Genomic DNA, 20,977 nt, shown 5'->3' on the forward strand with positions numbered 1-20,977 from the left:
GCGTGAATCCTTCAAGCAGTTTTCGGGGTCAGGCGCTCAAGCAGCGCTTCGATCGTGTTGAAGCGCTCTTCCGGGCGCTCCATGGGAACCATGAATTTGAACAGCGTGGCGCCTTCGAACTTGTAGCGGTTGGGCTGGCTCTGGATCAGCTTGATCAGGGTCAGTGGATCAACCGGGGTCTCGGCCGCGAATTCGATACGGCCACCTTGCGGGCCACCGTCGATTTTCCTGATGCCCAGCTGCTCGGCGTGCAATTTGAGCAGCGTGATACGCACCAGATTTTTGGTCGGTTCCGGAAGCAGGCCGAAGCGGTCGATCATTTCGACCTGCAGGTCCTTGAGGGCCTCTTCGTCAGCGGCGTTGGCAATGCGCTTGTAGAGAATCAGGCGCGTGTGCACATCCGGCAGGTAGGCTTCGGGGATCAATGCCGGCACGCGCAGGTTGATTTCCGGTCCGCCGCCCAGTGGCTGATCGAGATTGGGCTGCTCGCCCTTGCGAATCGACTTCACCGCGCGCTCGAGCATTTCCATATACAGGGTGAAGCCCACCGCCTGGATCTGGCCGCTCTGGCCGTCCCCGAGCAGTTCGCCTGCGCCACGGATCTCCAGGTCGTTGGTGGCGAGCACGAAGCCCGCGCCCAGGTCCTGGGTGTTGGCAATCGCTTCCAGGCGCTTTTCGGCGTCGTGGGTGATCTGTTTGCGTGGCGGGGTCAGCAGGTAGGCGTAGGCCTGGTGGTGACTGCGCCCGACGCGCCCGCGCAACTGGTGCAGCTGGGCCAGACCGAACTTGTCGGCGCGCTCGATGATGATGGTGTTGGCGCTCGGTACGTCGATGCCGGTCTCGATGATGGTCGAGGCGATCAGCACATTGAAGCGCTTGTGGTAGAAGTCGCTCATCACCTGTTCGAGTTCGCGCTCGCGCATCTGCCCGTGGCCGATGCCGATACGTGCTTCCGGCACCAGCTCGGCCAGATCGGCAGCGCATTTCTCGATGGTCTTGACGTCGTTGTGTAGGTAATAGACCTGGCCGCCGCGCAACAGCTCGCGCAGCAGGGCTTCCTTGATGGTCGGCTTGTTCTGCTCCATCACGAAGGTGCGCACCGACAGCCTGCGCGCCGGCGGCGTCGCGATGATCGACAGGTCGCGCATGCCAGACACGGCCATGTTCAGGGTTCGCGGGATCGGCGTTGCGGTCAGGGTCAGAATATCGACCTCGCTGCGCAGCGCCTTGAGCTGTTCTTTCTGGCGCACGCCAAACCGGTGTTCTTCGTCGATGATCACCAGGCCGAGGTTCTTGATCTTGACGTCATCCTGCAACAGCTTGTGCGTGCCGATGACGATGTCGATCTTGCCTTCGGCCAGATCGGCAACCGCGGCGTTGACTTCCTTGGCCGACTTGAAGCGGCTCATCACTTCGACGGTCACCGGCCAGTCGGCGAAACGGTCGCGGAAGCTGTTGTAGTGCTGCTGGGCGAGCAGGGTGGTCGGCACCAGAATGGCCACCTGACGCCCGCCATGCACGGCGATGAAGGCAGCGCGCATGGCCACTTCGGTCTTGCCGAAGCCCACGTCGCCACAGACCAGGCGATCCATCGGCTTGGGCGCCAGCATGTCGGCGCGCACGGCATCGATGGTGGTCTGCTGATCCGGTGTCTCTTCGAACGGGAAGCCTGCGCTGAAGGTCGCGTAATCGGCTTTCGGGTCGGCAAATGCATAGCCTTCGCGGGCTGCGCGACGCGCGTAGATATCCAGCAGTTCAGCCGCCACGTCACGGACTTGCTCGGCAGCCTTGCGCTTGGCTTTCTGCCAGGTTTCCGAGCCCAGGCGATGCAGCGGCGCCGTTTCGTCGTCGCTGCCGGTGTAACGGGCAATCAGGTGCAGGTTGGCGACCGGGACGTACAGCTTGGCGTCTTCGGCGTAGGCCAGCATCAGGAATTCGGCAACCTGGTTTTCGACTTCCAGCGTCGCGAGCCCGAGGTAACGACCTACGCCATGGTCGATGTGCACCACCGGCGCGCCTTCGCGCAGCTCGGTGAGGTTCTTGATGACTGCGTCGTTGTTGCCGCCATCAGTGCGCTTTTCGCGGCGACGGCGTTGCATGACGCGCTGGCCGAACAGCGGGCTTTCTGCGATCAGCGCCAGGGCCGGTTGCTCCAGCAGCAGGCCTTCGTCAAGCGGTGCGATGGTGATCGCCAGCCGGTCCTTGCCGTCGACGAAGTCCAGCCAGCTGTCGACGGTTTTGGGGCGCAGCTTGAGACGTTCGAGCAGCTCCAGCAGCACTTCCCGGCGTCCGGCGGACTCGGCGGTGAACAGCACGCGCCCGGGGAAGTCATCCAGAAACTTCGACAGGGCCGCCAGTGGTTGAGTAGCCTTGGCTTCGATGGACAGGTCCGGCAGGGACTGTGCGGGAAAACGCTCGCGTCCGGCACCGGCGTCGACATCCTGCTGGCTGGCGACCACGCGCGGCCAGTTTTTCAGGCGTGCGAAGCAGTCTTCCACCGGTAGAAACAATTCTGCTGGCGGCAGCAGCGGCCGGGCAGGGTCGACGCGGCGTTCTTCATAGCGGTTGCGCACGTCGTTCCAGAAGTTCTCTGCAGCCTGTTCGATGCCCGGCAGGGAAAACACCTGGGTGTCCTGCGGCAGGTAATCGAACAGCGTCGAGGTTTCTTCGAAGAACAGCGGGATGTAGTACTCGATGCCGGCAGGCGTGATGCCGCTGCTCAAGTCCTGGAAAATCGGGCTGCGCCGGAAGTCCACGTCGAAGCGCTCGCGAAAGCGCGCCTTGAAGCGCGTGACTTCTTCTTTCTGCAACGGGAATTCACGGGCAGGCAACAGGCGTACCGACTCGACTTTGTCGATGGAGCGCTGGGTGTCCGGATCGAAGGTGCGCAGCGTTTCGATTTCATCGTCGAACAGGTCGATACGAAACGGCAGCTTGCTGCCCATCGGGAACAGATCGATCAGCGCCCCGCGCACGGTGAACTCGCCGTGTTCGTAGACCGTGTCCACATACCGGTAGCCGCTGGCTTCCAGGCGCGTACGCATGGCTTCCACATCGAGCTTCTGGCCGACATCCAGCACCAGGCTGCTGCCGAGCAGAAATTTGGTCGGCGCCAGCCTGTGTAGGGCGGTCGTGATGGGGACTACCAAAACGCCATGTTCCAGTTCCGGCAGGCGATAAAGGCTGGCAATGCGCTGCGAAATGATGTCCTGGTGCGGCGAAAACAGATCGTAGGGCAGGGTTTCCCAGTCCGGGAAGTGCAGAACCGGCAGCGTGGGGGCAAAAAACTTCAGCTCTTGCTCGAGCCGCTCGGCGCTTTGGCTGTCGGCGGTCAGGAGCAGGGTGAAGCGCTTGGCCGCGCTGGCGGCTTCGGCAATGGCCAGGCTCAGTGTGGCACCGGGAAGATTGCCCCAGTGTTGTTTGCCTGCAGCGGCAGAAAGATGCGGTAGACGCAGAACTGGCACGGGAAGGTCGGGCTCCAGGCGTTGCAACAGGGGCGGCGATTGTAACGGGGGAAGGTGGTGGCTGTCAGTTTTCCGGAGTATTGCCACGTGTTTACGGGCGAAAATTATGTAGTGCGCGTCGATATGACAGCCGTGCATTGCTCATAAACAAAGGCGCGGTCATAATGTAGCCCCTTTTTTCAGCCCCTACATGTGGAAGGTTCCCGTGACTCAGAAGCCCGACCAGTGTCTTGGTGAATGGATTGATCGTGAAGCTCTCGCCGAAGCGATGATCCCGCTCATCGGTCAGCTCTACCGCAATAATAATGTGGTGAGCTCGATCTATGGCCGTAGCCTGATCAACCGTTCAGTCATCGCGATTCTCAAAGCTCACCGCTTTGCGCGTCATCGTCAGTCCGATGCGGTTGAGTTGTCCGTACACGAGACGTTCCCGCTGATCAAAGCGATGAGCGAGCTCAAGCTGGGTGCCGCTTCGGTGGACCTTGGCAAGCTGGCCGTGAAGTTCAAGACCGAAGGCAATGGCCGCACGCCAGAGCAGTTCGTTCGTGAAGAACTGGCCAGTGTAGTGGGTCAGCAGGGCACCAGCCCACGCAAGGGCACCGATGTCGTGCTGTACGGTTTCGGTCGTATCGGTCGCCTGCTGGCGCGGATCCTGATCGAGAAGACCGGTGGTGGCGACGGCCTGCGTCTGCGCGCCATCGTGGTCCGCAAGGGCGCGGAAAACGATCTGGTCAAGCGCGCCAGCCTGCTGCGCCGTGACTCGGTTCACGGTCCGTTCGATGGCACCATCACCATCGACGAAGCCAACAGCACGCTCACCGCCAACGGCAACCTGATTCAGGTGATCTACGCCAAGAACCCGTCCGAGGTGGATTACACCCAGTACGGTATCAAGGACGCTCTGCTGGTGGACAACACCGGTGTATGGCGTGATGCCGAGGGTCTGGGTCAGCATCTGGCCTGCCCGGGCATCGACCGCGTGGTGCTGACCGCGCCGGGCAAGGGCAAGCTGAAGAACATCGTGCACGGTATCAACCACGGTGAAATCACCGCGGACGACAAGATCGTCTCGGCGGCATCCTGCACCACCAACGCCATCGTGCCGGTGCTCAAGGCAGTCAACGACAAGTTCGGCATCGCCAACGGTCACGTCGAAACGGTTCACTCGTACACCAACGACCAGAACCTGATCGACAACTTCCACAAGGGCGACCGTCGTGGTCGCAGTGCTGCGTTGAACATGGTCATCACCGAAACCGGTGCGGCCACCGCTGCTGCCAAGGCATTGCCTGAGCTGGCCGGCAAGCTGACCGGCAACGCGATCCGCGTGCCGACGCCGAACGTGTCCATGGCCATTCTTAACCTCAACCTCGAGAAGCAGACCACTCGCGAAGAAATGAACGAGTACCTGCGCTACATGGCGCTGCACTCGGATCTGCACAAGCAGATCGACTTCGTGAACTCGCAGGAAGTGGTCTCCACTGACTTCGTCGGCTCGCGTCACGCCGGTGTCGTTGATGCCGAAGCCACTATCGTCAACGACAACCGCGTTGTTCTGTACGTCTGGTACGACAACGAATTCGGTTACAGCCATCAGGTGGTTCGCGTGATGGAAGACATGGCAGACGTCAATCCGCCAGCCTTCCCGCAGTAAACGTTGAACGCTTGAGCTGCCCGGTCTGACCGGGGCAGCAGATAAACGGGCCGAACCCTGCGCAGGCAGGCTTCGGCCCGTTTTGTTTTATGGCTGACCGTGAGAGTCTGTCACGCGCAGATTTTCTGGACGATGGAGTATCAAGGATGAGCAGTTCGGCTCTGGACAGTTCGCAACATCCCCTCAAAAGCAGCTTCTTCTTTCTGTTTCTGACGATCTTCATCCCCTTCGGGCTGGGGCATTTCGTTTCGTACCTGTTTCGCACCGTCAACGCAGTGATCTACGTCGACCTGCAGGCCGACCTGAGTTTGCCTGCGAGCAGTCTGGGGTTGTTGACTGGCGTGTATTTTCTGACCTTCGCCGCCGCACAGATTCCGCTCGGCGTTCTGCTGGACCGCTACGGGCCGCGTAGTGTCCAGGCGCCGATGCTGTTGTTTGCAGTCGCCGGTGCGGTGATCTTCAGTATTTCCAGCACCGAGACAGGGTTGTTGATCGGGCGTGGGCTGATTGGCCTGGGGGTGGCGGGTTCGCTGATGAGTGCGATCAAGGCGTGTGCCATCTGGTTGCCGGTCGAGCGTTTGCCACTGAGTACCGCCTGCCTGTTGTCTATCGGTGGCCTTGGTGCGATGGCGTCGACCACGCCTTTGCATACACTGCTGAGCTGGTTGACCTGGCGAGAAGCGTTTCTGGTTCTGGCGCTGCTGACCTTTTGTGTGGCGGTGGTCATACACCTCAGCGTTCCCAGGACCTACGAGAGCAAAAACACTCGCTACGCCGATATGTTTGCCGCTGTCGGCAAGCTGTACTCGTCATGGACGTTCTGGCGTCTGGCGCTGTACTCGGTGTTCGCACATGCCATCTACATGTCGGTCCTGTCACTGTGGATGGGGCCGTGGCTACGCGATATGGCGGGCTTGAGCGATTCCGGGATGGCCAATGTGCTGTTGTTCGGCGCTATCGCGATGGTGGCGGGGTCCCTGACGTTCGGCACGATCACCGATTACCTGCGCAGGTTCGGCGTACAGCCAATCATGATCTGCGGCACCGGTATGGTGATCTTTGTCGGCTTTCAGATGCTGATGGTCAGCGGCTTGCCCGTATCGCCTTATCTGATTGCCATGGGCTTCAGCTTCTTCGGCACTTCGACCACCATGAACTACGCCATCGTCGCGCAATCGGTCTCGCCGCAGCTGGCGGGCAGGGTGAGTTCGTCGTTCAACCTGGTGGTGTTCGTACTGGCGTTTTTCCTCCAGTGGCTGATGGGCGGTGTCCTGAATCTGTGGCCAGTCGCGGAGGGGGCAGGGCATCCACCCGAGGCTTGGCAGTGGTCGATGGGGTTGATGATTGCCCTGCAATTGCCGGGCATTCTGCTCTGGCTCGGTTTCCGGCCCTGGAAACGCAAGGTCTGAAAAACGCAAAACCCCGGCAGAGAGACTCTCGAGCCGGGGTTTGGGTTTTACGATGCAGCGATCAATCAGCTGGCGGAAGCCGCCACAGGCGCTTCAAGCTTTTTCCCGCCCTTGCGGAACAGCACCAGTGTGGCCACCAGGCCCAGCACTGCTGCGCCGGTCAGCCAGATGCCTGGCGCTGCCTTGTTATCCAGTACGTGAATCAGGTAAGTACAGGCCGCCGGGGTAAAACCACCGAAGGTTGCAGTCGCCAAGCTGTAGGCCAGCGAGAAACCCGTGGTGCGGACTTCGACCGGCATGATCTCGGTCAGCGCCACGACCATCGCGCCATTGTAGGAGCCGTACAGGAACGAGAACCACAGCTCGACCATCAGCAGATTGCCGAAGCTCGGGTGTGCGACCAGCCACGACAGCGCAGGGTACGCCGTGGCGATGGCCAGTACGGTCGCGGCAATCAGCAGCGGCTTGCGGCCAATGCGATCGGAGAACGAACCCATGATCGGCAGCCAGATAAAGTTGGACACGCCCACGCAGACAGTCACCAACAGACTTTCAAGGTCGGTCAGGTTCAGTTCGTTCTTGCCGAAGGTCGGGGTGTAGGCGGTGATCAGGTAGAACGACACGGTGGTCATCACCACCAGCGCCATGCCGCCCAGCACCAGACCGAAGTTCTGGCCGATGGAGCGCACCACTTCACGCAGCGTCGGACGATGCGTGCGCGCTTCGAACTCCGGTGACTCTTCCAGCGAGCGACGGATGATGAAGATCGCCGGGACGATCAGGCAGCCGATCAGGAACGGCACGCGCCAGCCCCATTCGCCCATCTGCTCCGGGCTCAGCCAGTGGTTCAGACCCACGCCCAGCAAGCCGGCGAAGACCACGGCGGCCTGTTGGCTGGCGGACTGCCAGCTGACGAAGAAGCCTTTGCGGCCCGGTGTCGAGATTTCAGCCAGATACACCGAAACGCCGCCCAGTTCCACACCTGCCGAGAAGCCTTGCAGCAAACGACCGAGCAGTACCAGCAGGGGTGCGATGACACCCAAGGTGGCGTAGCCCGGCACGCAGGCAATCAACAGAGTGCCCATTGCCATCATCGCGAGGGTGATAATCAGCCCTTTGCGACGTCCGTGACGGTCGATGTAGGCACCCAGAAAGATCGCGCCCAGAGGGCGCATCAGGAAGCCTGCGCCGAAGGTCGCCAGCGACAGCATCAACGAAGCGAAAGCGCTGTCGGAAGGGAAGAAGGTTTTTGCGATGGCCGTGGCGTAGAAGCCATAGACCATGAAATCGAACATCTCGAGGAAGTTACCGCTGACAACGCGAAAGATCGCTTTGCCCTTACTTGTTGTGGAGGCCATTTAGTTACTCGCTCAGGCTCGTCGGCTTGGAGTCCGTTGTCGTTTTTATCCCGTTTGCATCGCCATTTCGTGTGTGCAACTGGCGATGCACATTTGTAACAGTATGTGTAACAGGGCTCAAAGACAACCGTTTCGGCGATTTGCTATCAGTTAACTGACGCTTGACAGGTACAGGCGATGAGGATCGTGCGGTGCGTCGATTTGATGAAACCTGATGAACAGGCATGCCACGCAGGGATCATAAGTCGCCTTCGGCTACTCAATATGCCGGTCGGCCTCGTATCGGGGCGATTCACTGTGTGTCAGGGCAGGTTATGGACGCTTTTCTGTCTTGTTCGCCAAGGGCAGCAAGTCACTCTGAAGGGTTTTTATAGTGCGGGGCGTGTGTTTGCGTAGATTTGGCAATTTTGCAGGGTGCCTCGTGTTGCTGGTGTGCGGCGGTTGTGGTCAGGAGCGCAAGCTGGAAAGCTTTGGCGGCCCCACCATGGGCAGCCATTATTCCGTGGTGTATGTGCGCGCTTCCGGGCAGCCTGAGCCTGCGGCTGTGCGTCCCCAGGTTGAAGCGATTCTGGCCGAGGTCGATCAGCAGATGTCGCTCTGGCGCACGGATTCGGATATCGAACGCTTCAATGCATTGCCTGCCAATAGCTGCCAGGTGATGCCGGAGCCGGTCTTGAAAATGATCGGCGTGGGCGAACAGCTGGCGCAGGAGAGTGACGGAGCCTTCGATCTGACCGTCAAGCCGTTGATGGACCTGTGGGGTTTGGGGCCTCATACGCTGTTCGAGCGGATGCCGCTGGTGCGGCAGCTGGCCCGGACTCAAGCGCTGGTCGGTTATCGCAACCTGCGCATCGTCGGTGACCGGTTGTGCAAGAGCGCCGCCGTGCAGGTGGACCTCAACAGCATCGCCGCCGGCTATGCGGTGGATCGCATCAGCGAACGGATGGACGCATTCGGTTTGCACGATTATCTGGTGCAGGCCACGGGTGAGCTTAAAGTCAGCGGGCTCAAGCCCGACGGCTCGCCCTGGCGGGTGACCCTGGACGCGCCGCTCGATGATGGCAATGTCACGCAAAAAGTCTTTCCGCTCGAGGGCTACGCCGTTTCTACGTCGGGCGATTTTCGGCGCTACATCGACCATGACGGGTGGCGCATTTCCGATACGCTCGATGCCTTGACCGGCAAGCCGATCAGCCACAGTCTGGCGTCGGTGACGGTCATTCATCCCTCGGCGCTGATGGCTGACGGCCTGTCCTCCCTGCTGTTGATTCTCGGCCCTCAGCGCGGCTGGAATTATGCGCAAGAACATAAAATCCCTGCTTTTTTTGTGATTCGTGCCGATAAGCGCTTTATCATCCGCAGCAATGCGTCGTTCGATCGTCTGGTTGTGGAGCAGCCGCGTTAAGTCAGCGGGCCGGATTATCCGGTCACTGGCACCACGTGCTGACAAAAATTGGCCTTCGACGCGACCAAGGGTTAATGTTCGCCGCCTCGGTGCAGCGCTAGACTGCGCCGCGTGATTTAGCCAGAGATGCCAAAGTGGCGCCTCGGTCTGTTTAAAGGAGTACGCATGGCTGTCTACAACTACGACGTAGTGGTACTGGGTTCCGGCCCTGCCGGAGAAGGCGCGGCAATGAACGCCGCCAAGGCGGGGCGCAAGGTCGCCATGGTCGACAGCCGTCGGCAGGTGGGCGGCAACTGCACCCATTTGGGCACCATTCCGTCCAAGGCCCTGCGTCACTCGGTCAAGCAGATCATTCAGTTCAACACCAATCCCATGTTTCGTGCCATCGGCGAGCCGCGCTGGTTTTCGTTTCCGGATGTGTTGAAAAACGCCGAAATGGTCATCTCCAAGCAAGTGGCCTCGCGCACCAGTTACTACGCCCGCAACCGCGTCGACGTGTTCTTCGGTACCGGCAGTTTTGCCGACGAGACCAGCGTCAACGTGGTCTGCACCAACGGTGTGGTGGAAAAGCTGGTGGCCAACCAGATCATCATCGCCACCGGCTCGCGCCCTTATCGGCCGGCCGATATCGATTTCAGTCACAAGCGCATCTACGACAGCGACACCATCCTCAGCCTGGGCCATACCCCGCGCAAGCTGATCATTTATGGTGCCGGTGTGATCGGCTGCGAATACGCCTCGATCTTCAGTGGCCTTGGCGTGCTGGTTGAACTGGTGGATAACCGTGACCAGTTGCTGAGTTTCCTGGATTCGGAAATTTCCCAGGCGCTGAGCTATCACTTCAGCAACAACAACGTGATGGTCCGCCACAACGAGGAATACGAGAAGGTCGAGGGTCTGGATAACGGCGTTATCCTGCACCTCAAGTCCGGCAAGAAGATCAAGGCGGATGCCTTGCTGTGGTGCAACGGCCGTACCGGCAACACCGACAAGCTGGGCCTCGAGAACATCGGGCTGAAGGCCAATGGCCGTGGTCAGATCGAGGTGGACGAGACCTACCGCACCAGCGTTTCCAACGTCTATGGGGCAGGCGACGTGATTGGTTGGCCAAGCCTGGCCAGTGCTGCTTACGACCAGGGTCGTTCGGCAGCGGGCAGCATGGTCGACAATGGCAGCTGGCGATATGTCAACGATGTGCCGACCGGGATCTACACCATTCCCGAGATCAGCTCGATCGGCAAGAACGAACACGAACTGACTCAGGCCAAGGTGCCTTACGAAGTGGGCAAGGCATTCTTCAAGGGCATGGCGCGTGCGCAGATTTCCGGGGAGCGGGTCGGGATGCTGAAGATCCTGTTCCACCGCGAGACGCTCGAGGTGCTGGGTGTGCATTGCTTCGGTGATCAGGCGTCCGAGATCGTGCACATCGGTCAGGCAATCATGAGCCAGCCGGGTGAAGCGAACACCATGAAGTACTTCGTCAACACCACGTTCAACTACCCGACCATGGCCGAAGCCTATCGGGTAGCTGCATACGACGGCCTCAACCGGCTTTTTTAAGCGACTCCGGCCGGTGGCCTGAGCCGGCCGGGGAGACCGATTTCAGTGATTCCCGAGCGTGGCGGTGGCCAAACCGGGAAAGTCTGTAATCAGGCTGTCGACGCCGAAATCAGCGAGCCTGCGCATCAGTGCAGGCTCGTTGACTGTCCATACCGACACATGCAGGCCCTGACGCTGCGCTTTCTGCAGACGCTCCGGGGTACACAGTGTCCAGTTCAATGCCAGAATTTCACAGCCGTAGCTCTGGGCGACCTTCAATGGGTCGAGCCAGGCGTACTCGGCTACCAGCCCGCGCGAGATGTCCGGCGTCAGGTCCAGCGCGGCGCGCAGCACTTCGCGAGAGCTGGAGGTGATCGTCACCTTGTCCAGCACGCCATGGCGCTGAGCCATTTCACGAATCGCCAGCACGGTATTGGCGGCGCGAGTGCGTGAGGCGCTTTTGACTTCCAGCTGCCAGTGCTCGAAATCGCATTGTTCGAAGAGTTCGTCCAGGCGTGGAATCGGGCACGGCGAGACCCAGCCAGGGCCACCGTTGCGTGCGTCATACGTCACCAGATCGGCCGCCAGGTGTTCATTGACCTTGCCGCGTCGGTCGGTGGTGCGCTTTAGGGTCGGGTCATGAATGACCATCAACTCTCCATCCTTTGAAAGATGCAGGTCCAGTTCACAGCGGCGCACGCCGTGCTTGAGGCATTCCTGAAAGCTGGTCAGGGTGTTTTCCGGTGCTTCGCCCTTGGCGCCGCGGTGGCCGTAGATAAGGGTCACGTTTACTCCTGGCTGCTACTGATAGTGATAAAGGGGCCGGGCGTTCAATTTCCGGATGGCTGGCCCTGTTCCAGCGCCTGACGTCGCTGCTGAGCCTGACGCTGCAACACGTGGCGGGCGAGTAGCTGGCGCTGGGCGTCCGGGAGATTGACGAACTCGGTACTGATATCGAAATTGCCGTCTGCCAGCGTGTCGCACTGGCAGACCCTGGCGCGCAGCATCAAACCTGCGGCCTGGGGCATGAGCACCATCTTGATCGACAGCTGTTCGCCGACTGCAAAAGCCTGTTGCGAATTGAACTGAAGCCCGCCTTCGGACAGTTTGACCGGCTGGGGAGCACCCAGCTTGCCCAGTGCGGTGTGGGCAACCACTTCGCCCAGCAAGTCGATGCGCTTGCTCAGCGACTTGAGAAAACTGTTCAGTACGCGGTCGCGCTCGTCGAGCTGGCGCATCAAATGCTGCGACTCGAACTCGCTGACGTGCAGCTCGCTGAGCAGGTCGAACAGCGTCGAGGTGTCCTGCATGGCATCCTGGCTTGCCTGGTCGGCGGCAGACAGGGGGTTAATTTCCAGTGCGACGCTGTCGTCGATACGGTAGTATTCGCGGCGTCCTGCTTCATCTAATGTCGACATGGCGAACCCAAGCTAGCGGCGGTGGTCAGAGAGTTTCGAGTGTAAAGCTGCACGTCAAGGCCCGCCACACGGACGTCCTCATTCCTGCGAACAAATTCCTACATGTTCAGACCTCTTTTTGTATTTATCGGCACGCGCTACACCCGTGCGAAGCGACGCAATCATTTTGTTTCCTTCATCTCCCTGACCTCCATGATCGGCCTCGCCCTGGGCGTTGTGGTCATGATAGTCGTGTTATCGGTGATGAATGGTTTCGATCACGAAATGCGTACCCGCGTGCTCGGCATGGTGCCGCACGCGACCATCGAATCCGCTGATCCGATCACCGACTGGCGCGGTCTGGCTGCGAAGGTTCAGGAAAACCCGCAGGTGCTGGCCGTTGCGCCGTTCACCCAGATGCAGGGCTTGCTGACCCACGACGGCAAGGTGCAGAAAGTGCTGCTCAACGGTATAGACCCGACTGAAGAGCGCAAGGTCTCGATCATTGACCACTTCATCAAGCAGGGCCGGCTCGACAGCCTGTCGCCCGGCAGCTTCGGCATCATGATCGGCGACAAGGCTGCGGCCAAGCTGGGCGTCGGCATCGGTGACAAGCTGACTTTCGTCGCCCCCGAGGTGACGGTGACGCCAGCCGGGATGTTCCCACGCATGAAACGTTTCGAAGTGACCGGCATCTTTCACGTCGGCGCTGGCGAAATCGACGGTTTCCTGGGGCTGACCAACCTGGATGACCTGGGTCGCCTGCACCGCTGGAAGCCCAATCAGGTGCAGGGGCTGCGTCTCAAGTTCGACGATCTGTTCGCGGCGCCCCGTACCTCGTGGGAAATCGCGCAGAAGCTGGGCGAAAACAATTTCTACTCGCGTGACTGGACGCGCACCCACGGCAACCTGTACCAGGCCATCCGCATGGAAAAAGCCATGATCGGTCTGTTGCTGCTGCTGATCGTGGCGGTGGCGGCCTTCAACATCATTTCCACGCTGGTGATGGTGGTCAATGACAAGAAGGGCGACATTGCCATTCTGCGTACTCTGGGCGCTACCCCGCGACAGATCATGGCGATATTCATGGTCCAGGGTACGGTGATCGGCGTGGTCGGTACGCTGATCGGCGCGGCACTGGGTATTCTCGCGGCGCTCAATGTCAGTGCTGCCATTTCTGCACTCGAAGGGCTGATCGGCCACAAGTTTCTCAATGCCGACGTCTACTTCATTGATTACCTGCCTTCGCAACTGATGGCCCAGGACGTGTTCCAGGTCTGCGGTGCGGCGTTGGTCCTGAGTTTCCTCGCCACCCTGTATCCCGCCTGGCGTGCTGCGCGCACCCAGCCGGCGGAGGCGTTACGTTATGAGTGAGTCGGGCATGTCTGATAAAGCAGTATTGAGTTGCCGCAACCTGGGTAAATCCTACGAGGAAGGCCCGGAGTCCGTGGTGGTGTTGTCCGGTCTGCAGCTGGAGTTGCACCCTGGCGAGCGTGTCGCGATCGTCGGCAGTTCGGGGTCGGGCAAAAGTACCTTGCTCAACCTGCTGGGCGGGCTGGACACGCCGTCCGAAGGCAGTGTCTGGCTGGCAGGTGAAGAGTTGTCGGCGCTGGGCGAAAAGGCTCGCGGCCTGTTGCGTAACCGGGCGTTGGGTTTCGTCTACCAGTTCCACCACCTGCTGCCCGAATTCACCGCGCTTGAAAACGTCTGCATGCCTTTGTTGATCGGCCGCACGCCGATCCCCGAAGCCCGCAAGCGTTCCACCGCATTGCTGGAGCGTGTCGGCCTCGGTCATCGTCTGGCCCACAAGCCGTCGGAGCTTTCCGGTGGCGAGCGTCAGCGTGTGGCGATTGCCCGTGCCTTGATCAATCAGCCGGGTCTGGTGATGCTTGACGAGCCAACCGGTAACCTCGATCACCACACGGCGCAGGGCATTCAGGACCTGATGCGTGAATTGAGCACATCATCGCGCACGGCGTTTCTGATCGTGACTCACGACATGAGTCTGGCCCGGCAAATGGACCGTGTCCTGCGTCTGGAAGACGGCCGCCTCGTCGAGGCCTGATCGACCCGGCCCGGCGCAATTCATCGCGTCGGGTTCCAGTTTTTATACGGTGTATTTTTCCACGGTGCTTCGCGAATGTTCAGACCGTTACCCATCTTCATCGGCATGCGCTATACCCGCGCCAAACGCCGCAAAAGCTTCATCTCGTTCATTTCGATGACCTCGATGATCGGTCTGGCACTCGGTGTCCTGGCGATGATCGTGGTGCTGTCGGTCATGAACGGTTTCCAGCGGGAAATGAGCTCGCGGATTCTCGGCATGGTGCCGCACGCGGTCATTGCCGGTACCACCCCGGTGGATGACTGGAAACCGCTGGCCGACGCTGCGCTGAAAAATCCTGAAGTCACCGCTGCCGTGCCGTTCACCGACATGGAAGGCATGCTGTCCTACAAGGGCTCGATGCAGCCGATCCAGATCAGCGGTGTCGACCCGGCACTGGAACATGAGGTGTCGATCGTCACGCAACACATCACCCGCGGAAGTCTCGAAGACCTCAAGCCGGGCGAGTTCGGCGTGGTGCTCGGTGATATCACCGCGCGCCGCTTTCGCTTGAGCATCGGCGACAAGCTGACCCTGATCGTGCCGGAAGTCAGCAGCGCCCCTGGCGGCATCACGCCGCGCCTGCAACGCTTGACCGTCGTGGGTATCTTCAAGGTCGGTGCCGAGCTGGATGGATCGATGGGCCTGATCAACATTGCCGATGCGGCGCAGATGCAACGCTGGCAGCCCAATCAGGTTCAAGGCGTGCGACTTGCACTCAAGGATCTGTACAAGGCGCCTCAGGTGTCCACCGCCATCGCCGCCGGTCTGGGTGAGGGCTATCGCGCCGATGACTGGACCCACACCCAGGGCAGCCTGTTCAGTGCCATGAAGATGGAAAAGACCATGATCGGTCTGTTGCTGCTGATGATCGTTGCCGTGGCAGCGTTCAACATCATTGCCACGCTGATCATGGTGGTCAACGACAAGGGCGCAGACATCGCCATCCTGCGCACCATCGGCGCCACGCCGCGGCAGATCATGGCGATCTTCGTGGTCCAGGGCACCGTCATCGGCATCGTCGGTACGTTGATCGGCGGCATCCTGGGGATTATTGCGGCGCTGAACGTCAGCAGTCTGGTGGGCTGGATCGAGCGGGTCAGCGGCCAGCACATCTTCAGTTCCGATGTGTATTTCATCAGCAACCTGCCTTCCGAACTGCAGGCCGGTGACGTGCTGCTGATCTGCAGTGCCGGGTTTATCCTGAGCTTTCTGGCGACCATCTACCCTGCATGGCGCGCCGCCCAGATCCAGCCGGCGCACGCGCTGCGTTACGAGTGATCGGGCCTGAGCCACCCTCGTCGAGGCCGCATTGTGGTCCGCGAGGGTGGCGGGGCAGAGCGGATTTTCGCTGAAAGCCCCACGCAAACGCTATAAACTCGCCGCGTTAATTCATGATCCAGGTATCGCCATGCATCCCGCAGCCGAACACTCGCCGCTGGGCAAGTCCAGTGAGTACATCGCCACCTACACGCCGTCGCTGTTGTTCCCGATCCCTCGTGCCGCGAAATGGGCCGAGCTTGGGCTCACCGCTGAGACGCTGCCTTATCAGGGTGTCGATTTCTGGAACTGCTACGAGCTGTCGTGGCTGCTGCCTTCCGGCAAGCCGGTGGTGGCCATTGGTGAGTTCAGTATCCCGGCCGAATCGCCGAACATCATCGAATCGAAGTCCTTCAAGCTGTACCTCAATTCGTTGAATCAGACGGCTTTTGCGAGCGTAGAACAGCTGCAGGCTACTCTTGAACAGGATCTGTCGGCTGCTGCGGGCAAGCCGGTCGGCGTGCGTATTCGCAGCCTGGCGGAAATCGAAGAAGAAGGTGTAGCGGCGCTACCGGGCATGTGTATCGACGACCTGGACATCTCGGTGAGCAGCTACGACCGACCGCAACCCGAGTTGCTGCGTTGTGATGACTCGCGTGTAGTGGAGGAGAGCGTGCACAGTCATCTGCTCAAATCCAACTGCCCGGTCACCAGTCAGCCTGACTGGGGCAGCGTAGTGGTCGAGTATCGCGGTGCAGCGCTGGATCACGCCAGCCTGCTGGCGTATATCGTCAGCTTCCGTCAGCACTCGGACTTTCATGAGCAGTGCGTGGAAAGAATCTTCCTCGACCTGCAGCGCTTGCTCAAGCCGGAGAAGCTCACCGTGTATGCGCGCTATGTGCGCCGCGGTGGTCTGGACATCAACCCGTACCGCAGCACTGAAACGCTCGACGTGGACAATCGCAGGTTGGCGCGGCAGTAGTATTTTTTTGAGCGCGGGGAGTGGACGCAGAGCGTCTGGAACGGCATTCCCACGCGGAGCGTGGGGAACTATAGGTGTCCGTAGTGCCGAGGCTCCGCGTCGCACCGCGCATCAGCGGCCGGACGCAGAGCCAGCAGAGCGGCATTACCCGATCAGACTCCGATATTGCCTAGCGTCTGCACGATGTTGCGCAAGGTGCCGGCGATGGTCGGATGCTCCAGCTCAAAACGCTCGACGGCCAGATTCACGTTATCAGCCAAGCTGCTGTCCTGCTCGTGGGTAGCCTGTTCCAGCTCGATTTTAGTTTCAATTTGTTTCATGAGTTCGCGCAGGTCTTCCCGCTCGGACTCTGACATCGGCGGGTTATGCTCCAGTTGCTCGCGCAGGGTATTGAGTTGTTCTTGCAGTTCGCGGGCGGGCATGACGTGCTCCTTGATTGATAAGTCTGTCTCATGGACTTCGCCGGAGAGCTAAAGGTCCATGTTCACTCAAGACTAATCCAGTCCGCACCCGTCTGCATATGTATCAGGGTTTTTCGCCTTTGCTGCGTCGCAGGGCAATGTCGGCCAGGCAGGATTCCAGTTCGCCCAGGTGGTCGATCACCGAATGCACCCCCAGCGAATAGAGTTTGAGTGTGGCCTGCGCGCGTCGCTGTTCGCGTTCGGCATCGCTGAGAGCCTGCCATTGAGAAGGCGAGAGCCCGCACAGCGGTCCGCAGGATGCCAGGCCAATGGTCCACAGCCCGGCGTTCAGCCCGGACTGCAAAAGGCGCGGGTCGCCGCTGATCAGTACGCAGCCATCCAGATGACTGACTTTCAGGGCCATCAATGCCATCCAGCAGGCATCAGGGGCGGGCCATCCTGCGGTCGGGCGAGGGGCGGGAGTCATCCATTCACTCACCGGCACGGCCAGTGCGGCACTTACGCTATCAGGCAGTTCATCGAGCCAGGCGCAAGGCATGCTCTGGTCGCGCAGCGTCTGCAGAATAGCCTTTGCACCCGGTGTGAATTGCGTGTGTTCATGGCCGGGTGCGCGCGAGTTTGCGGCCTGCGCGCCGAAGTCCACCAGGCAGCCGCTGAGGCCGAACAGCAGGGCAGGGAAGGTTGGCAGAGGCGTGAGGACCGGGGCGAGCATGAGGATTTCTCTGAAATATAGAGAAACGCTACCGATCTTTTGTGACACTTCGATGAATGTGCGATGACGGAGTTTATGCGGAACCCTTTGCTGACAGACCTGCCTTATTCTCGACAGAAGGCTTTATACTCCCTGTCCTAGCGTGTGGGGCGTAGCACCCGCGTCATTATTTCGATATCTCGATCAGGAGTGTCAGCTATGCCCGTGACCGGTGCAGGCTTTATCAAACGTTTGGTGCAATTGTCCCTGTGTGCAGGCATGGCGCTGCTTCCGGTAGCCGTTCAGGCCGCCGAGGACGATCCGTGGGAAGGTATCAACCGTTCCATTTTTACCTTCAACGATACCCTTGATGCCTACACGCTCAAGCCGCTGGCCAAGGGGTATCAGTACATCGCGCCGCAATTCGTCGAAGACGGTATCCATAACTTCTTCAGCAACATCGGTGATGTCGGCAACCTGGCGAACAACGTGCTGCAGGCCAAGCCTGAAGCGGCTGGCGTCGATACCGCGCGCCTGATCGTCAACACCACTTTCGGCCTGCTGGGCTTCATCGACGTGGGCACCCGCATGGGCCTGCAACGCAACGATGAAGACTTCGGCCAGACGCTGGGCTACTGGGGCGTGCCGAGCGGCCCGTTCGTGGTCATTCCGTTGCTGGGGCCAAGCACCGTACGTGATGCCTTCGCCAAGTACCCGGACACCTACACCTCGCCCTACCGTTACATCGATCACGTCCCGACCCGTAACACGGCGCTGGGCGTCAATCTGGTCGATACGCGGGCCAGCCTGCTGTCTGCCGAGCGCATGGTCAGTGGCGATCGCTACACCTTCATTCGCAATGCCTATTTGCAGAACCGCGAGTTCAAGGTCAAGGATGGCAAGGTCGAAGACGATTTTTAATCGCTACTTTGCCTCTGTATGAATCAATAAAGGCGACCCCGGGGTCGCCTTTATTATTTTGTAAAAGTGTGAACCGGTTCCGTCTGCTTTCACTTCATAGAGAGGATTGAAAGCCCCAGTTTCTGTCCGCCACCTTCTTCATCATTCACCCAAACCACCTCGGTTTCGGCTTCAAGCCCCTTGAGCGCAGGATGGTCAGAGTCAATGCGCACGCTGAGTTTGTCTCCGACCTGGAACGAGCGTGGCGCCTGAACCTGCATGCCAGAGCTGGAAAGGTCAATGCATACGGCAGGAATCACCTGACCGGCGTGGATCAGGTTGACGTCTGCATCGACGCGCATGCGGATGTAATCCCGCTTTTCCTCGTAGTCGCGATCATTTCGACTCATGTACAGTCCTTCGTTTTAGTTGCTGATTTGGGAGTTCTTATAACTCTGGGTGATTTGCGATGTAAAGAGCGCAAAGTGAGGGTGGGAGCATGCTTGAAACACCCGTCGGATGGGAGTACCGTCTGCGCCTTGAAGGGCACCTCTGAAACACGACAGACTTATCAAGTTGTTGCGTGTTATTGCGGAGAGGCTAGAAGCGAATCCAGTAAGCGGCTTCCGGTAATCCCGGGCCGCCTACGCCAACCTGATCTGGCGCCGTTTGCCCCCATGCCAAAAACCAGTGCCAAGCTGCTGATTATCGATGACGACGACGTAGTGCGCGCAAGCCTTGCCGCCTACCTTGAAGACAGTGGCTTCAGCGTTCTGCAAGCGAGTAACGGCTTGCAGGGAATTCAGATATTCGAGCAGGAGAACCCCGATCTGGTGGTCTGCGATCTACGCATGCCACAGATGGGCGGGCTTGAGCTGATCCGTCAGGTCACGGCCATTGCTCCGCAGACGCCTGTCATCGTCGTTTCCGGCGCGGGTGTGATGAGCGATGCAGTCGAGGCCTTGCGCCTTGGCGCTGCCGACTACCTGATCAAGCCTCTCGAAGATCTTGCCGTACTCGAGCATTCAGTGCGTCGTGCGCTGGATAGGGCCCGCCTGCTCACTGAAAATCAGGTCTACCGCGAAAAGCTGGAAAAGGCCAATCGCGAACTCGAAGCCAGCCTTCACCTGTTGCAGGAAGACCAGGACGCGGGTCGGCAAGTGCAGATGAACATGTTGCCGATCACACCGTGGTCGATTGACGCGTTCAAATTTGCGCACCAGATTATTCCGTCGTTGTATCTGTCCGGCGATTTTGTCGATTATTTCAGGGTCGATGAACGGCGCGTTGCCTTCTATCTCGCCGATGTTTCAGGGCATGGTGCGTCATCAGCGTTCATTACCGTGCTGCTGAAGTTCATGACCACGCGGCTGCTGTTCGAATCCAAGCGTGGCGGAACGCTTCCGGAATTCAAGCCGTCGGATGTGCTGGGACATATCAACCGCGGCCTTATCAGTTGCAAGCTGGGCAAGCACGTTACGATGGTCGGCGGTGTCATCGACGAAGAGTCAGGTAAACTGACGTACGCAGTGGGCGGACATCTGCCATTGCCTGTGTTGTATTCCGAAGGGCAGGCGCATTATCTGGAAGGTCGTGGGCTGCCGGTAGGGTTGTTCAACGAGGCCACTTACCAGGATCATGAAATTGATCTGCCCGAGTCCTTTAGTCTGACCATGCTGTCTGATGGCATACTGGACTTGTTACCCGGTGATACACTCAAAGAGAAAGAAGCCGTCCTTCCCGAATTGGTCAAGACGGCTGGCGGCAGCCTGGATGGCTTGCAGCGGGTTTTTGAATTGGCAACGCTAGGGGAGATGCCGGATGATATCGCCTTGTTAGTGTTAAGCAGGAATCTTGAATGAGTACCGGTAGAATCCAGTTCGCCGAGCAGGAAGGCACCTTCGTTCTCAAGTTCGTGGGTGAAGTGCGGTTGACGCTGTGTTCGGCCCTGGATGCGACTATCGAGCGCATCTTCACTGCGCTGAATTTCTCGGCGGTGGTCATTGATCTGACCGAGACACGCAGCATTGACAGCACTACGCTTGGCCTGCTGGCCAAACTGTCGATTCTGTCGCGCCAGAAGGTGGGCCTGTTGCCGACCCTCGTGACCACTCACGAGGACATCACGCGCCTGTTGCAGTCGATGGGCTTTGATCAGGTCTTCAACATCGTTGACCGGCCTCTGCCGCGGCCTGAGTGCCTGACTGATCTGCCGTCACAGGACCAGTGCGAAGAAGTGGTGAAAGCCAAGGTTCTTGAAGCGCACAAGATTCTCATGGGCCTCAACGATTCGAATCGTGAAGCGTTCCATGATCTGGTCAACGCACTGGAAGGTCAGCGCTAGGCCTAGGCCGCTGCTCTAAATCGCAGGCAGCAAAAAGGGCGACACCCG

18 protein-coding genes are annotated in these 20,977 nt (G+C 59.6%); 11 read left to right on the plus strand and 7 right to left on the minus strand.

Going from position 1 to position 20,977, the window contains the following annotated elements; translation table 11 throughout:
* Positions 1-11: 11 nt before the first annotated feature.
* The gene (gene mfd, locus BLR20_RS00465) at positions 12-3,464 is read right to left on the minus strand and encodes a transcription-repair coupling factor (protein ID WP_010426766.1); all 3,453 of its coding nucleotides are present in this window, start codon (positions 3,462-3,464) and stop codon (positions 12-14) included.
* 190 nt (positions 3,465-3,654) lie between these two features.
* Here mfd and BLR20_RS00470 point away from each other — a divergent pair, with 190 nt between their 5' ends.
* A complete protein-coding gene (locus tag BLR20_RS00470) occupies positions 3,655-5,118 on the plus strand; it encodes a glyceraldehyde-3-phosphate dehydrogenase (protein WP_054993706.1) in 1,464 nt (487 codons plus the stop codon).
* Positions 5,119-5,264: 146 nt separating this feature from the next.
* Positions 5,265-6,527, plus strand: a complete 1,263-nt coding sequence (locus BLR20_RS00475; protein ID WP_054993705.1) for an MFS transporter — start codon at positions 5,265-5,267, stop codon at positions 6,525-6,527.
* Positions 6,528-6,592: 65 nt separating this feature from the next.
* Here the strand turns inward: BLR20_RS00475 and tcuC are convergent, their stop codons facing one another.
* Complete coding sequence (gene tcuC / locus BLR20_RS00480) at positions 6,593-7,885, minus strand: MFS transporter (RefSeq protein ID WP_054993704.1); 1,293 nt, start codon at positions 7,883-7,885, stop codon at positions 6,593-6,595.
* A gap of 421 nt (positions 7,886-8,306) precedes the next feature.
* On the opposite strand from tcuC, the gene BLR20_RS00485 reads away from it, so the two are divergent.
* A complete protein-coding gene (locus BLR20_RS00485) occupies positions 8,307-9,290 on the plus strand; it encodes an FAD:protein FMN transferase (protein ID WP_025990766.1) in 984 nt (327 codons plus the stop codon).
* Positions 9,291-9,455: 165 nt separating this feature from the next.
* Complete coding sequence (gene sthA, locus BLR20_RS00490; RefSeq protein ID WP_032611438.1) at positions 9,456-10,850, plus strand: Si-specific NAD(P)(+) transhydrogenase; 1,395 nt, start codon at positions 9,456-9,458, stop codon at positions 10,848-10,850.
* Positions 10,851-10,892: 42 nt separating this feature from the next.
* Here sthA and BLR20_RS00495 read toward each other — a convergent pair whose 3' ends face one another.
* Complete coding sequence (locus tag BLR20_RS00495) at positions 10,893-11,615, minus strand: glycerophosphodiester phosphodiesterase (RefSeq protein WP_054993703.1); 723 nt, start codon at positions 11,613-11,615, stop codon at positions 10,893-10,895.
* A gap of 44 nt (positions 11,616-11,659) precedes the next feature.
* Positions 11,660-12,247 carry a PilZ domain-containing protein gene (locus BLR20_RS00500; protein ID WP_054993702.1) on the minus strand — a complete coding sequence of 196 codons (588 nt, stop codon included), beginning with the start codon at positions 12,245-12,247 and terminating at the stop codon, positions 11,660-11,662.
* A 102-nt stretch (positions 12,248-12,349) separates the two neighbouring features.
* On the opposite strand from BLR20_RS00500, the gene BLR20_RS00505 reads away from it, so the two are divergent.
* The 4 genes from BLR20_RS00505 to queF all read left to right on the plus strand — a co-directional run bounded on the left by BLR20_RS00505 (position 12,350) and on the right by queF (position 16,572).
* Positions 12,350-13,600 (plus strand): lipoprotein-releasing ABC transporter permease subunit, encoded by a 1,251-nt coding sequence (locus BLR20_RS00505; protein ID WP_010426776.1) that lies wholly within the window; start codon positions 12,350-12,352, stop codon positions 13,598-13,600.
* A 7-nt stretch (positions 13,601-13,607) separates the two neighbouring features.
* The gene (lolD, locus tag BLR20_RS00510) at positions 13,608-14,291 is read left to right on the plus strand and encodes a lipoprotein-releasing ABC transporter ATP-binding protein LolD (RefSeq protein ID WP_172452211.1); all 684 of its coding nucleotides are present in this window, start codon (positions 13,608-13,610) and stop codon (positions 14,289-14,291) included.
* A gap of 75 nt (positions 14,292-14,366) precedes the next feature.
* A complete protein-coding gene (locus BLR20_RS00515) occupies positions 14,367-15,611 on the plus strand; it encodes a lipoprotein-releasing ABC transporter permease subunit (protein WP_054993701.1) in 1,245 nt (414 codons plus the stop codon).
* 130 nt (positions 15,612-15,741) lie between these two features.
* Entirely contained in the window at positions 15,742-16,572 is an 831-nt protein-coding gene (gene queF / locus BLR20_RS00520; protein ID WP_054993700.1) for an NADPH-dependent 7-cyano-7-deazaguanine reductase QueF, read from the plus strand.
* Positions 16,573-16,724: 152 nt separating this feature from the next.
* Here queF and BLR20_RS00525 read toward each other — a convergent pair whose 3' ends face one another.
* Positions 16,725-16,994, minus strand: a complete 270-nt coding sequence (locus BLR20_RS00525) for a DUF4404 family protein (protein ID WP_010426779.1) — start codon at positions 16,992-16,994, stop codon at positions 16,725-16,727.
* Between the two features lie 103 nt (positions 16,995-17,097).
* The gene (locus tag BLR20_RS00530) at positions 17,098-17,706 is read right to left on the minus strand and encodes an HAD superfamily inactivated hydrolase PcrP (RefSeq protein ID WP_032611447.1); all 609 of its coding nucleotides are present in this window, start codon (positions 17,704-17,706) and stop codon (positions 17,098-17,100) included.
* Between the two features lie 198 nt (positions 17,707-17,904).
* Between BLR20_RS00530 and BLR20_RS00535 the strand changes: the two genes are divergently transcribed.
* Complete coding sequence (locus BLR20_RS00535; protein ID WP_010426781.1) at positions 17,905-18,606, plus strand: MlaA family lipoprotein; 702 nt, start codon at positions 17,905-17,907, stop codon at positions 18,604-18,606.
* 89 nt (positions 18,607-18,695) lie between these two features.
* On the opposite strand, the gene BLR20_RS00540 is transcribed toward BLR20_RS00535, so the two are convergent.
* On the minus strand, positions 18,696-18,995 hold the full coding sequence (locus BLR20_RS00540) for a PilZ domain-containing protein (protein WP_010426782.1): 300 nt from the start codon (positions 18,993-18,995) through the stop codon (positions 18,696-18,698).
* A 267-nt stretch (positions 18,996-19,262) separates the two neighbouring features.
* Between BLR20_RS00540 and rssB the strand changes: the two genes are divergently transcribed.
* Positions 19,263-20,447: a two-component system response regulator RssB gene (rssB, locus tag BLR20_RS00545; protein ID WP_003315068.1), complete on the plus strand. Its 1,185-nt coding sequence runs from the start codon at positions 19,263-19,265 to the stop codon at positions 20,445-20,447.
* A complete protein-coding gene (gene rssC / locus BLR20_RS00550) occupies positions 20,444-20,929 on the plus strand; it encodes an anti-sigma factor antagonist RssC (RefSeq protein ID WP_003315067.1) in 486 nt (161 codons plus the stop codon). Before rssB ends, rssC begins: the two co-directional genes overlap by 4 nt.
* Positions 20,930-20,977 lie beyond the last annotated feature (48 nt).

The sequence above is a fragment of the Pseudomonas congelans genome, assembly GCF_900103225.1.
In the GTDB taxonomy this organism is placed as follows: Bacteria; Pseudomonadota; Gammaproteobacteria; order Pseudomonadales; family Pseudomonadaceae; genus Aquipseudomonas; species Aquipseudomonas congelans.

What these genes read in the sequence shown, in the direction of transcription:
- rssC (WP_003315067.1), top strand. Translation starts at nt 20,444, where the DNA reads ATGAGTACCGGTAGAATCCAGTTCGCCGAGCAGGAAGGCACCTTCGTT.
- lolD (WP_172452211.1), top strand. Translation starts at nt 13,608, where the DNA reads ATGTCTGATAAAGCAGTATTGAGTTGCCGCAACCTGGGTAAATCCTAC.
- BLR20_RS00535 (WP_010426781.1), top strand. Translation starts at nt 17,905, where the DNA reads ATGCCCGTGACCGGTGCAGGCTTTATCAAACGTTTGGTGCAATTGTCC.
- BLR20_RS00515 (WP_054993701.1), top strand. Translation starts at nt 14,367, where the DNA reads ATGTTCAGACCGTTACCCATCTTCATCGGCATGCGCTATACCCGCGCC.
- BLR20_RS00525 (WP_010426779.1), bottom strand. Translation starts at nt 16,994, where the DNA reads ATGCCCGCCCGCGAACTGCAAGAACAACTCAATACCCTGCGCGAGCAA.
- sthA (WP_032611438.1), top strand. Translation starts at nt 9,456, where the DNA reads ATGGCTGTCTACAACTACGACGTAGTGGTACTGGGTTCCGGCCCTGCC.
- queF (WP_054993700.1), top strand. Translation starts at nt 15,742, where the DNA reads ATGCATCCCGCAGCCGAACACTCGCCGCTGGGCAAGTCCAGTGAGTAC.
- BLR20_RS00540 (WP_010426782.1), bottom strand. Translation starts at nt 18,995, where the DNA reads ATGAGTCGAAATGATCGCGACTACGAGGAAAAGCGGGATTACATCCGC.
- BLR20_RS00470 (WP_054993706.1), top strand. Translation starts at nt 3,655, where the DNA reads ATGTGGAAGGTTCCCGTGACTCAGAAGCCCGACCAGTGTCTTGGTGAA.
- BLR20_RS00500 (WP_054993702.1), bottom strand. Translation starts at nt 12,247, where the DNA reads ATGTCGACATTAGATGAAGCAGGACGCCGCGAATACTACCGTATCGAC.
- BLR20_RS00505 (WP_010426776.1), top strand. Translation starts at nt 12,350, where the DNA reads ATGTTCAGACCTCTTTTTGTATTTATCGGCACGCGCTACACCCGTGCG.
- BLR20_RS00530 (WP_032611447.1), bottom strand. Translation starts at nt 17,706, where the DNA reads ATGCTCGCCCCGGTCCTCACGCCTCTGCCAACCTTCCCTGCCCTGCTG.
- BLR20_RS00475 (WP_054993705.1), top strand. Translation starts at nt 5,265, where the DNA reads ATGAGCAGTTCGGCTCTGGACAGTTCGCAACATCCCCTCAAAAGCAGC.
- rssB (WP_003315068.1), top strand. Translation starts at nt 19,263, where the DNA reads ATGCCAAAAACCAGTGCCAAGCTGCTGATTATCGATGACGACGACGTA.
- tcuC (WP_054993704.1), bottom strand. Translation starts at nt 7,885, where the DNA reads ATGGCCTCCACAACAAGTAAGGGCAAAGCGATCTTTCGCGTTGTCAGC.